The organism is Neoroseomonas eburnea, assembly GCF_018129005.1.
In the GTDB taxonomy this organism is placed as follows: Bacteria; Pseudomonadota; Alphaproteobacteria; order Acetobacterales; family Acetobacteraceae; genus Neoroseomonas; species Neoroseomonas eburnea.
In genome coordinates, this window is record NZ_JAAEDL010000002.1 from 108821 (window position 1) to 120661 (window position 11841).

8 protein-coding genes and 1 tRNA gene are annotated in these 11841 nt (G+C 70.5%); 2 read left to right on the plus strand and 7 right to left on the minus strand.

What is annotated here, in order from left to right; all coding sequences use genetic code 11:
* Nucleotides 1-145: 145 nt before the first annotated feature.
* From GXW74_RS02830 to GXW74_RS02855, 6 genes are all read right to left on the minus strand, one after another.
* Nucleotides 146-2008 carry an SPFH domain-containing protein gene (locus tag GXW74_RS02830; RefSeq protein ID WP_211844768.1) on the minus strand — a complete coding sequence of 621 codons (1863 nt, stop codon included), beginning with the start codon at nucleotides 2006-2008 and terminating at the stop codon, nucleotides 146-148.
* Nucleotides 2009-2090: 82 nt separating this feature from the next.
* Nucleotides 2091-3089: a Bug family tripartite tricarboxylate transporter substrate binding protein gene (locus GXW74_RS02835; protein ID WP_211844769.1), complete on the minus strand. Its 999-nt coding sequence runs from the start codon at nucleotides 3087-3089 to the stop codon at nucleotides 2091-2093.
* A 186-nt stretch (nucleotides 3090-3275) separates the two neighbouring features.
* Nucleotides 3276-3962 carry an endonuclease V gene (locus GXW74_RS02840; RefSeq protein ID WP_211844770.1) on the minus strand — a complete coding sequence of 229 codons (687 nt, stop codon included), beginning with the start codon at nucleotides 3960-3962 and terminating at the stop codon, nucleotides 3276-3278.
* A 106-nt stretch (nucleotides 3963-4068) separates the two neighbouring features.
* Nucleotides 4069-5289: a hypothetical protein gene (locus GXW74_RS02845; RefSeq protein ID WP_211844771.1), complete on the minus strand. Its 1221-nt coding sequence runs from the start codon at nucleotides 5287-5289 to the stop codon at nucleotides 4069-4071.
* Nucleotides 5286-6230, minus strand: coding sequence for a metal ABC transporter solute-binding protein, Zn/Mn family (locus GXW74_RS02850; protein ID WP_211844772.1), 945 nt, complete (start codon nucleotides 6228-6230; stop codon nucleotides 5286-5288). Before GXW74_RS02850 ends, GXW74_RS02845 begins: the two co-directional genes overlap by 4 nt.
* Before the next feature lie 219 nt (nucleotides 6231-6449).
* On the minus strand, nucleotides 6450-7202 hold the full coding sequence (locus GXW74_RS02855) for a hypothetical protein (RefSeq protein ID WP_211844773.1): 753 nt from the start codon (nucleotides 7200-7202) through the stop codon (nucleotides 6450-6452).
* A gap of 115 nt (nucleotides 7203-7317) precedes the next feature.
* Here GXW74_RS02855 and pip point away from each other — a divergent pair, with 115 nt between their 5' ends.
* Both pip and GXW74_RS02865 read left to right on the plus strand, forming a co-directional pair.
* Nucleotides 7318-8265, plus strand: coding sequence for a prolyl aminopeptidase (pip, locus tag GXW74_RS02860; protein ID WP_211844774.1), 948 nt, complete (start codon nucleotides 7318-7320; stop codon nucleotides 8263-8265).
* Between the two features lie 26 nt (nucleotides 8266-8291).
* Nucleotides 8292-8368 (plus strand) — tRNA-Arg (locus tag GXW74_RS02865).
* A 296-nt stretch (nucleotides 8369-8664) separates the two neighbouring features.
* On the opposite strand, the gene GXW74_RS02870 is transcribed toward GXW74_RS02865, so the two are convergent.
* Nucleotides 8665-11832 (minus strand): type I restriction endonuclease subunit R, encoded by a 3168-nt coding sequence (locus GXW74_RS02870; protein WP_211844775.1) that lies wholly within the window; start codon nucleotides 11830-11832, stop codon nucleotides 8665-8667.
* Nucleotides 11833-11841 lie beyond the last annotated feature (9 nt).

Here is an 11841-nt window from a genome sequence, read left to right on the forward strand (position 1 = left end):
GAGCGGCCGTTGGCATGAGGTCGGGGGAGGAGAACCTCCCCCGATCCCCCTCCCTTCCTTGTCGGGGCGCATCGCCGATGGCGATGCGCAAGGATCCCAAAGAAGGTTGGGGGGTTCGGGGGGAAGTTCCCTTCCCCCCGACCTTTCACCGCGCCGGCAAGGGCGGCGGCCGCGTCGTCGGCACGTCCGCCGGCTGCGGCCCACGCAGCATCGCCGCGATCCCTTCCAGCCCCGTCCCCCCGCCCGTCACCAGCGTCTGCGGCACCAGCCGCGGCGCCAGCGAGATCAGTTCCGGCTTCTCCCGCAGCGTCGCCAGCACCTGCTGCAATGCCTGCAGCAGCAGCGCGTTGGACGGACCGAGCACGTTTGCCTGCGCTTCCTGGCCGCGCGCCAGCGATTCCAGGTAGCGCCGCTCCGCCTCGCCGAGGTTCTGCCGTTCCACCATCGTGCGTTCCGAGACCTGCACGGCGATCTGCGCGCGCACCAGTTCCCGCTGCTGGTCGGCGGTGGCGCGGGCCTGCTCGGTCTTCACCCGTTCCTCCTGCGCGATCGTCTCCTGCTGGTAGGCCTGGCGGAGCTGCTGCGCGAGCTGCTCGCGACGGCGGGCGACCAGCAGTTCCGGCGGGATGACGCTTTCGCCGAAACGGAGCTGGTTGACCTCCAGCCCGGCCTTCGCCGCCTCCTCCCGCACCAGGCGCTCGATCGTCGTCTCGATGGCGTCGCGCTGGTCCACCAGGTCCAGCACGCGGGTCGCGCGGCGCGTGGTGCCGACGACGATCTCGGACCCCACCACGTTTCGCACGACGGAGCGGATCATCGGCGTGATGACACGGTCCTCGATCTCGCCGAGGCCGCCGACGGAGGCGACCACGAAGGGCGCGTTGGTCGGCGTCACCTGCACCAGCACGCGCAGTTCCTGCGGCACGTCCCACCCCTCGACCCGGACCATCACGGCGCGGTCGGCGGCCTCGCGCGGGACGGGAACGGGCTGCGTCGTGGCGCTCTGCTGGATCTCACCGCGCTGATCCACCGTGAGGTTGATCCGACGCTCGTCATAGCCACCGCGATATTCCCAGGTCTGCAGTCGGACATCGACCAGCGTCACCGCATAGGCATCGCGGTTCATGTAGTACGCGCCGGGAAGCAGCGGGTCGCGCCAGACGCCGCGGCAGCCGGCCGGCACCAGGGCGACGGTCAGCGCCTCGGCCTGGGCGGGGGCACGTTCCTCGCGGCAGTCGCGGCCGCGCTCGGTCACGTTGGACTTCACCACGCCGACATGGCCCGCCGGCACCTCGATCACCGAGGTCAGTTCCGTCTGCGGGCGCTCGTGGCGCACCACGCGCAGCCCGGCGCGGTCGTAGGTGACGGTGCGGTCCGGCTGCCGGATCTCGACCCGGAAGAGGTAGAGATTCAGCGGATAGCGACCGGGCTTCAGGATCGAGGTCTGCGCGCCGCGTTGCCCCCGAGGGCCGGCGCCGGCGCGTTCCTCGCCGAGGAAGAAGGTCGCGTCGAGCATGCGCGCGGAAAGCTCTTCCGGCCAGGAATCGGCCATCACCTGGTCGGCCGGCATGGGGGCGCCGTCGGCGGCCTGGATGCGGCCATAGGTGCCGTTCGGGATCTCCACCATCGGCAGCAGGTCGATGTCGTGCGTCAGGCGGATGAGCGGCCAGAAGGACACGCCCGGCGGCAGCACCTGCGCCTGGAAGCCGTTCTCGCCGCCCGTCGCGATGACGCGGCCGGCGGGCATGGAGCGGCCGCCGTAGATCTTGCGCAGGTGGCCGACCTCATCCGCGCCGACCTGCACGATGGAGGCACCGGCGAAGAGGCAGACCACGCCCGCGCCGGCCAGGATGCCGCTGGTCAGGCGCCAGCCCTGGGCGGCTGCGGCGCCTGCCGGCCCCTCCAGCGCCGGCGGGCCGCGGCGGCGCTGCAGCCAGATCCGCACCGGCAGCAGCACGGCCAGCGCAAGCGCCGCGACGCCGGCCAGGAGAAAGAGGAAGGACAGCATCGCGGTCTCCGCCGTTGGCTACGCGCACCGATCCTACGGGGCGCGGCGGCGGCGAGCCATGACGATCCTCACGTGCGCGGCACTACTCCACGCGAACATCGGCGGTGCGGATCACCTCGCCCCAGCGCGCGACCTCGGCGCGCAGGAAGTCACCGGTCGGGCCCGGCGGCCGGCCTTCGACGACGAAGCCGAGATCCTGCAGGCGGCGCGTCATGGCGGGCTCGCGCACGATGGTGGCGACCTCGGCCGCGATGCGGTCCAGCACCGGCTGCGGCGTGCGCGCGGGGGCGAGCAGCATGCACCAGGAGCTGGCGACGAAATCCGGCAGGCCGCCCTCGATGATGGTCGGCAGTTCGGGCGCGAAGCTGGGGCGGGTCGCGGTGGCGATCCCGAGCGCGCGGACATTGCCGGCCTCGAACTGCGGCTTCAGCGTCGAGTAGGTGTCGAACATCAGGCCGATATTGCCGGCCATCAGGTCCTGCAGCGCCGGCTGGGTGCCGCGGTAGGGGACGTGCTCCATGCGCAGCCCGGTGCGGAGCTGGAGCTGTTCCATCGCGAGATGCGCGGTGGCGCCGATGCCGCTCGATCCGTAGTTCACGCGGCCGGGGCGGGCGCGGATGTATTCGACGAAGCCGCGGAAATCCTCGGCCGGCACGTGCTTGGTGCCGGCCAGCACCAGCGGCGCCTGCACCACCAGGCTGACCGGCGCGAAGGAGGCCAGCGCGTCGAATGGCATCTTGCCGGCCTGGAGCGTGGCGTTCGCCGCATGGGCCGGCAGCACCATCACCAGCGTGTAGCCGTCGGGCGGGGAGGAGGCGGCCGCGGCGGCGCCGACGATGCTGTTGGCGCCGGGGCGGTTCTCCACCACCACCGGCTGGCCGAGCACGCGGGAGAGTGGTTCCGCGACCAGGCGCGTCGCGATGTCGGTCGTGCCGCCGGGCGTGTAGGGAACGATGATGCGCAGCGGGCGTGTGGGCCATTCCTGCGCGGAAGCGCCACGGGCGGCGAGCGCCAGGCCGGCGGTGACGCCTAGTGCCGCGCGGCGGGAGAGGCCGCGCCGCGGCGCGTCGTGGGTGGTCATGGTCGTTTCCCCGGATGGTGCATGTTGTGGGCTTGCGGCGCAGTCTATGGGGTTCGCGCGGGTGGGCAAGGCGCGAAGGTCGGGGGAGGAGAACCTCCCCCGAACCCCCCCTCCCTTCTTTGGTGTCTCTTGCGCATCGCCGCAGGCGATGCGCCCGGACAGAAGAAGGAGGGGGTTTGGGGGAGTTCACTCCCCCAACCTTGCGGCATTGGCGGCCGCATGCGCCGCGCGTATCGGCGCCGGCACCCGCCGCCCTCGCGTCGCCCCCAGCACGATCGCGACGGCGGTGGCAAGCGACACCCGATGCCCGACCGAGACGTAGAGCGGATTCGCCGCCCGCCGCGTGCGCAGTGCCGTGCCGATGCGATGTCCCTTCCACATCAGCGGCGCCATGTCGCCCGGTTCCGGCCCTGGCGTGCCCTCCCCTACCAGCAGCGACTTGGCGACGCCGATCGTCGGCACGCCGAGCACCACACCGAGATGACAGGCGAGACCAAGCCCGCGCGGATGCGCCATCCCCTGCCCATCCACCAGGATGACATCGGGCCTCACCGTGAGCCGCGCCCAGCAGGCGAGCAGCGCCGGCACCTCGCGGAAGCCGAGATAGCCCGGCACGTAGGGAAAGTCGGCGCGGCGCGTTTCCGTCGCGGTGGCGAGCGGCGCGTCGCTCGCCGCGTCGAGCGTCACGAGCGCGGCATGCACGCGCTTCGCGGGGTCGAAGCGCGTGTTGCTGACATCGGCACCGCCGAGGCGCGCGATGCGCGCCGGCAGGTCGTCCTCGGCGACGAGACGCGCGGCCATCTCCGCCTGGGCGGCGCGCGCCTCGGCGATGTCGCGCGGATGGAGCCAGTGCGGCGGCAGGTCCGATGCCATGCCCCGAGCCTGCCACGCGGCGCGGCGCCTCAGAACCCGCTTGAGGATGCCGGCACCGGCCCGCATTCGCGGCCTCGGCACGAGTCATTGACTCGTGCCGCTGGTATCAGAACCCGCCCTGGTAGCCGAGGCGCACCAGGATGGCGTGGGAGGTGCCGAGCGTCGCCGTCTCCTCCCGCACGTAGCGGCCGTACTGGTAGCCGACATCGAGCCCGAAGCCGCCGCCGATGTCGCGACCGACCGAGGCCTCGACGTAGTTCTCCGTCGGCATGGTGTCGACGCTCCGCTTGCGCTGGTCGCGCTGCCAGGCGAGCGTGCCGCGCCACGGCCCGTGGCGGTGCTGCACGCCGAGCGTGGTGAAGGTGCGGCGCTCCGCGAGCGTCGTTTCCGCCGTGCCTTCCACCTCCTCCCCCGTGCCGGGCTCGAAGGTGGTGGTGGAGACTTCCGTGAAGGGCCGGCCGCCGGCGCTGCGGAACTGCACGGCCTCGGCGAAGAGCAGCGTCGCCTGGTCGCGCGACCAGCGGTGCTCGTAGCGGATCGCGCCGGCATAGCCCCATTCGCGCGCCGTGCCGTCCACGCCGTGGCCGCGGCTCACCACGGCGAGGTGATAGGAGAAGCCGGGCAGCCAGGAGAAGCCATCCCCGTCCAGCGCGACGGCGAAGTTGTCGAGCCTGCCGGTGTTGCCCGGCCCGCCCTGCTGTTCGGTGTTGCGGTTGAACCGCTCGTAGCGCTCGTCGCAGCAGCGCCGGCGCGTGATCCAGGTGGAGGAGAGGAAGGTGCGGTCGAGCGTGAAGACCGCGGCGGAGAGGTCGTGCTCGCCGAAGGTGGGATCGGAGAGGAAGGTCCAGGATCCGCCGGCGCCGAGGCTGTCGCCGACCATCTCCACCTCATGCGCGCGCAGCCGGGTGAGGATGCCGGGGAAGTCGTGGTAGCCGCGGCCGAAGGGCGCGACGAAGCGGCCGCCGTAGAGCGTCAGGGCATCGGCCGGCTTCCATTCGGCGAAGAGCGCCTCGAGATAGGCGGCCTGGCGGCGGAAGAAGATGACGCCCCGATCGGGCGTGCCGCCGGTCGAATCCCCCTCGCCGATCGGCTCGAAGGCCAGCACGCCCTGGAGCGAGAAGTTCGGGGCGAGATGCAGGCCGGCGGCGAGTTCGCCGAAGAGATAGACGCTGGTGCCCTCGCGCACGGCGTCCGGGGCGGCGACGGTGGAGACGGAATAGAGGCCGATATCTGCCTCCGCCGAAAGCTGCGGGTAGGAGGGCGGCGCCTGCTGGGCGACGGCGGGTGCGGCGAGCAGGAGCGCGGCTGCGAAAGCAGTACGCCTCATCGCGCGCCACCCTGCATCGCCGGCACGAGCAACCCGACATTGTGGCGGAACATCGCCTCGTAGCTCGGCGCCGGGCCGTCGGGGGGCGAGAGCGCATCGGCATAGAGGCGCCCGCCGACGGCGATGCCGGCCTCCTGCGCCACGCGGCGCAGCGTCGCCGGGTTGGTCATGTTCTCCAGGAAGGCGGCGGTGATGGATTGCTCGCGGATCAGGCGGATCAGCCGGGCCACCTGGGCGGCGGAGGGCTCGCTTTCCGTCGAGATTCCCTGCGGCGCGAGGAAGGTGATGCCGTAGGCGGCGCCGAAATAGCCGAAGGCGTCATGGCTGGTGACGACGCGGCGCCGCGCCTCCGGCACGGTCGCGACCTGGGCGCGCACCCAGGCATCGAGGTCCGCGAGGCGCGCGAGATAGGCTTCGGCGTTGCGGCGGTAGGTCGCCTCCCCGGCCGGGTCGGCGGCGATCAGGGCGGCGGCGATGGCGCGGACATAGGATTGGCCGTGGCGCAGGTCCTGCCACGCGTGCGGATCCGGGACTTGGCGCGGGCCGACGCTGTGCTGGTGCCGGCGGCCGGCACCGCCGTGGTCGTGCTGGTGCGCTGCCATGCTGCGCGGCGTGATGCCGTCCGTGGCGGTGACCACCGTGCCGGACGGGCCGGCGGAGCGCAGCAGGCGGTCGATCCAGGCATCGAAGCCGAGCCCGTTGCGCACGACCAGGCGTGCGCCGCGCAGCGCCACGGCGTCCGACGGCCGCGGCTGAAAGCCGTGTGCATCCACATCCGGCCCGGCGATGGTGCGCAGCGCGATGCGATCCCCGCCGATACGCGCCGTCATGTCGCCGAGGACGGAGAAGGAGGCGACGACCGGCAGGCGATCGGCGCCCTGGGCGGCGGCACGCCCGGCGAGCAGCAGCGCCGGCAGCGCGAGAAGGGAACGACGGTTCATGGTGGCGACCCTGTGATGTTATATTATAACGCTATCTCTGCCTACCGATCTGCACAAGACCACCCTTGTCAGTTCAGTCAGCGATCGTTTGAGACTGCCCGCACCAGCCCCCCCGCGCCGGGCCAGCCATCCAGGATGCTGTCGCCGGTTGGCCGGGTGGGGGTGCGGGCCGGTGCCGGACCCCAAAACGCGCCGCGAGGCGCGTTTCCAAACGGTCTCTCAGCCCTTGCCGAAGAGGCGCCGCAGCCAGCCGATCAGACCGCCGGCGGCGGGGTCCCTGCGCTGGTGCGTCACATGCGGCCGGCGCGCCGGCGGCGGCAGGGCGCTCGCCACGGTGTGGCGGCCAGCGTCATGCGCGGCGATCAGCCGGCGCTCGAGCGCGATGACCTGGCTGACCGCCTCGGACGGAGAGATACCGGCGAGTTCGGCCGCGGTGGCCTCCGCATCCTGCCACGCCTCGGCGCGGCGGAGCGCGTCCACCACGCGGACCGTCTGCTCGGCATCGAGCGCCGGGCCGCTGCGCCACAGCGCCACGGCTTCCTGCCGCCAGGCGCTGGCAAGGTCAGCCCGGCCCGCATCGTCGGCCACCCAGGCCGCCTGCAGCGTGGCCTCGGCCGCGGCGTGCAGCGCGCCGGTCTCCTCCAGCACCAGGGCCCAGGCGAGGAAGCGCCGGGCGAGCGGCGGATGGGAGGCATCGCGCAGCAGCGCGCGAAACGGCGCGGCGGAGACGGCGGCGGCGGCGGCCGGATGCGCCTTGGCGATCGACGGCGCCGCGTAGCCGCAATGCGGGCATTGCTGCAGCCAGCGCGCCATGGTGGAGCGGACCGGCTCGCCCGGCCGCAGGTCGAGGTCCGGCGCCTGTTCGGGCGGCGGCGGGCGGAACGGGGCCTGGCGGCTCTCGCGCCCGCAGACGCCGCAGGTCGATTGGCCGGCGGCGGCGGAACGGGACGAGGTGGAAGGCGTCTCTGCCATCGAAGCTTCATCCTAGACCAGAACCGCCGCCGCCGGAATCCGACAACGCCGGGCCAAGCATCGCGACGGGTGGCCCATTGCACAGGCGGCGCGGGTTGGGCACATGATCGGCATCATGCCCCGCGGCGACCTCTTTCCCGATATCGCGCCTTACGAAACCGGCTTGCTGCCGCTGTCGGGCGGTCACGTGATGTACTGGGAGCAGGTCGGCAACCCCCGCGGCCAGCCGGTGCTGTTCCTGCATGGGGGCCCCGGCGCCGGAGCAGGCGCGGTCCACCGGCGCTTCTTCGACCCGGGCCACTGGCGCGTGGTGATCTTCGACCAGCGCGGCGCCGGCCGGTCCCGCCCGCTTGGGGAATTGCGGGACAACACGACGCCGCACCTCGTTTCCGACATCGAGACGCTGCGCCGCTTCCTCGGCATCGAGCGCTGGCTGTTGTTCGGCGGTTCCTGGGGATCGACGCTGGCACTGGCCTACGCGCAGGAACATCCGGAACGCGTCACGGGCTGCGTGCTGCGCGGCGTCTTCCTCGGCCGCCGGACGGAAGTGGAGTGGTTCCTCACGGGCCTGCGGCGGGTCTTCCCGGATGCCTGGGCATCCTTCGCCGAGCATGTGCCGGAACAGGAGCGCGACGACCTGCTCGGAGCCTACCTCAAGCGGCTCTGCCACCCCGACCCGGCGGTGCACCTGCCCGCGGCACGTGCCTGGAGCCAGTACGAGGGATCCTGCTCGACTTTGCTGCCCTCGCCCGAGACGGTGGCGTCCTTCGCGCAGGACCGCTCGGCGCTGGGGTTGGCGAGGATCGAGGCGCACTACTTCGTGCACGACCTGTTCCTGCCGCCGGAGGGGCTGCTTGGGCGCATCGGGCGGATCGCCAGGATCCCGGCGGAGATCGTGCAGGGTCGCTACGACATGGTCTGCCCGGCGGAGACGGCCTTCGATCTCGCCGCGGCCTGGCCGGGGGCGCGGTTGACGGTGGTGCCGGATGCCGGCCATTCGGCGCTGGAACCCGGCGTGCGGACGGCGCTGGTCTCGGCGGTGGACCGGTTCCGGCGGCGCTGAGCACGTGATATAAGCCGCGCCGGTGGGTCCCCGTAGCTCAGCAGGATAGAGCACAGGATTCCTAATCCTGGGGCCGTGAGTTCGAATCTCGCCGGGGACGCCACTTCCAGTTCGTCAAACTATGCTCTTGGCCCGGTGGCCTCGCCGTGAGGCGCAGGTTTCCCGTGATTCTTGTACGTGGGCTGGCCACCGGGCACAGGGACCGACGCCCCGAAATCCTCTCTCTCGGGCGGCCTCTCTCCGAACCTGGTGACTTGGCCGATTATCGAGCCACGCTGAAAGCCGCGGAAAACATCGACTTTCTGCGGCAGAAGTGCGGCGCAGTTGGCAGAGCGCATGGGGGAGCGAAGCAGTCTCCCACCGAATCGTTGATGGGTAGCCAACTGGTCAGCACCACCATCACGCTGCCCACGACGCGGACAGCGCCTCTGCCTGCTGAAGCACCGTCTGGACGGCAGCATCCTGCAGGTCCGGTGGGTAGCCGTACTTCCGAAGGATCCGCTTCACGAGCACGCGGATGCGCGCCCTGGCAGCCTCCCGATGGACCCAATCCACAGAGACGCTGCCGCGGATACTCTTCACCAGTTCATGCGCGATCACCCGCAGGGCGGGCTCGCCCATCACGTCTCGCGCGCTCTCGTTCTCCGCCAGCGCGTCATAGAAAGCGATCTCCTCGTCGGTGAGGCCGGTCTCCTCGCCGCGCGCCCGCGCCGCCCGGATGTCCTTCGCGATCTGGATCAGTTCCTCCAGCACCTGCGCCGTCGTCAGCGCATTGGCGTGGTAGCGGGCGATCGCTGCCTCGAGGCGTTCTGTGAAGGCCTTCGACTGGGTCACATTGCGCTGAGCCTGCGAACGCACCTCACCGGCGATCAGCTTCTTCAGAGCTTCGATCGCCAGGTTGCGCTTCTCCATCTGCCGGACCTCGGCCAGGAACTCGTCCGATAGGATCGAGATATCGGGGCTCTCAAGACCAGCAGCCCGCATGATGTCGATGATCTCGGTCGAGACCACCGCCCGGCTGACGATCTGCTGGATCGCCAACTCCCGGTCCGCAGTGCTGCGGCCGCCGCCCGCGATGCTCTTCACCAATGCGGCCCGGATCGCCTGGAAGAACCCGACTTCCTCGCGGACCTCCCGCGCCAGGTCGCTGGCCGCCGCAAGCGCGAAGGCCTTCGACAGCGCCAGCACGGCATCGGCATACCGCCGGTGTGCCCGCTTCTTCCCCTCCTCTGACGCCTCCCGGGCGGCCTCCTCCTGCTGAAGGGTCAGGATCCAGTCGATCGCCCCAGCCATGATCGCCAGGCGCTGCCCCGGCGGCGTCTCGGCGGTCAGCGCAGGCCGGTAGTCAAACCCACCCGCCATCTCCGGCCGGAACATAGCGCGGACGATTTCGTAGCGCTCCTGCAGGACGCGGACCGCCTCCGCTTCATCGATGCCGGTCTGCTCCTGATCCCGCCCGGAGTACTGACCCAACGCGCTCTTCAGGTTCTGGGCGATGCCGATGTAATCCACGACCAGGCCGGCAGGCTTGTCGCGGAACACCCGGTTCACCCGGGCAATGGCCTGCATCAACCCGTGGCCCTTCATGGGCTTGTCCACATACATCGTGTGCATGCAGGGGGCGTCGAAGCCGGTGAGCCACATGTCGCGCACGATCACCAGCTTGAGCGGGTCCTTGGGATCCTTTGCCCGCTTGGCCAGCAGCTCGCGCCGCGCCTTCGGCCGCTTCCCGATATGCGGTTGCCAGGCCGGCGGATCGGAAGCCGCGCCCGTCATCACCACCTTGATGGCGCCGGCTTCGTCCTCGTCGCTGCGCCAGTCGGGGCGGAGCCTGACGATCGCGTCATGGAGCGCCACGCAGATGCGGCGGCTCATGCAGACGACCATCGCCTTGCCGTCCAGCGCCGCGATCCGGTCCTCGAAGTGCCGGACCAGGTCCTCGGCGACCAGAGCCAGCCGCTTCTCCGAGCCGACCAGGGCCTCGACGCTCGCCCAGCGGCGCTTCAGCCGCTCCTGCTCGCTCTCGGCCTCGTCCTCGGTGAGTTCCGCAATCTCGGCATCGATCTTTGGTTTCTCGTCCTCGTCGAGTTCGATCCGCGCCAGCCGGCTCTCGTAGTAGATTGGCACCGTGGCGCCGTCCTCAACCGCGCGGCTGATGTCGTAGACATCGATGTAGCTGCCGAACACGGCCGGCGTGTTGACGTCCTCCTTCTCGATCGGCGTCCCCGTGAAGCCGATGAAGGAGGCATTGGGCAGCGCGTCGCGAAGGTACTTCGCGAAGCCGTAGGAGATGTCGCCCGTCGCGCGCGCCACCTTCGCGCGGAACCCATACTGGCTGCGATGCGCCTCGTCGGCGATCACCACCACGTTCCGGCGGTCGGTCAGCACCGGGTATTCGGCGCTGCCGGGCTCGGGGGCGAATTTCTGCAACGTGGTGAAGATCACCCCGCCAGATGGACGATCCAACAGCCGCCGCAGTTCTTCTCGATCGGTCGCCTGCTGCGGCGTCTGGCGTAGCAGGTCGCGGCACATGCTGAAGGTGCCAAACAACTGGTCGTCGAGGTCGTTGCGGTCCGTCAGTACGACCAGCGTCGGGTTCTCCATCGCCGGATGCTTAATGATCTGCCCGGCGTAGAACGCCATCAGCAGGCTCTTGCCCGAGCCCTGCGTGTGCCAGATGACACCGGCTTTACGGTCCCCCTCGGGGCCAGTCGCCGCCAGCGTGCGCGCCACCGCGTGGCGCACAGCGTGGAACTGGTGATAGCCGGCGAGTATCTTCACCACCTTCCCGTCGGCATCGCCGAACACAAGGAAGTCCTTCACCAGGTCCAGGAAGCGGCGCTTCTCGAACACGCCCTTCAGCACCGTCTCGAGTTCCGGGCTGCCCTTCGGCGCCAGGTCCTCCCCGGTCACGGTGCGCCAGGGCATGAAGCGTTCCCGGTCCGCGGTCAGGGAACCGATCCGCGCTTCCAGCCCGTCCGACACCACCAGCACGGCGTTGTTGCGAAACAGCGAGGGGATCTGCGCCTTGTAGGTCTGCAACTGGTTGAAGGCGCCGTCGAGCGTAGCGTTCTCGTCCCCCGGCTTCTTCAGCTCCAGGACACCGAGCGGCAGGCCATTCACATAGACCACGACGTCGGCGCGGCGGTTGGCCTTGTTTTCGATGACGGTAACCTGGTTCACCGCCAGCCAGTCATTCGCGTCCGGGTCCTCGAAGTCGAGCAGCCTGGCCTGCTCGCCGCCGATCGTGTCATCCGCCCGGCGCACCTCAACGGGAACGCCCTCGACGAGGTAGCGGTGCAGGCGGCGGTTCTCGTCGATCAGGGAAGGCGTCTCGGCCCGCAGCAGCTTCACAAGCACCGCCGCCCGCGCTTCCTCGGGCAGGGTCGGGTTCAGTCGGGCGATGGCGGCCTGGAGGCGCCCGACCAACACCACATCGCCATAGGCCGCGCGTTCCGGCCGGGCGCCATCCGGGCCAATCTCCAGGCCGGAGACGACGGTGAATCCAAGCTCGGCTAACCAGGCGAGCGCCGCTTCCTCGACATGGCTTTCGGCAAGCACGCTCATCCTCTCTGT

Bases quoted from the DNA above. Each gene is read 5' to 3' on its own strand.
- GXW74_RS02830 (WP_211844768.1), bottom strand. From the start codon at position 2,008: ATGCTGTCCTTCCTCTTTCTCCTGGCCGGCGTCGCGGCGCTTGCGCTG.
- GXW74_RS02835 (WP_211844769.1), bottom strand. From the start codon at position 3,089: ATGACCACCCACGACGCGCCGCGGCGCGGCCTCTCCCGCCGCGCGGCA.
- GXW74_RS02840 (WP_211844770.1), bottom strand. From the start codon at position 3,962: ATGGCATCGGACCTGCCGCCGCACTGGCTCCATCCGCGCGACATCGCC.
- GXW74_RS02845 (WP_211844771.1), bottom strand. From the start codon at position 5,289: ATGAGGCGTACTGCTTTCGCAGCCGCGCTCCTGCTCGCCGCACCCGCC.
- GXW74_RS02850 (WP_211844772.1), bottom strand. From the start codon at position 6,230: ATGAACCGTCGTTCCCTTCTCGCGCTGCCGGCGCTGCTGCTCGCCGGG.
- GXW74_RS02855 (WP_211844773.1), bottom strand. From the start codon at position 7,202: ATGGCAGAGACGCCTTCCACCTCGTCCCGTTCCGCCGCCGCCGGCCAA.
- pip (WP_211844774.1), top strand. From the start codon at position 7,318: ATGCCCCGCGGCGACCTCTTTCCCGATATCGCGCCTTACGAAACCGGC.
- GXW74_RS02870 (WP_211844775.1), bottom strand. From the start codon at position 11,832: ATGAGCGTGCTTGCCGAAAGCCATGTCGAGGAAGCGGCGCTCGCCTGG.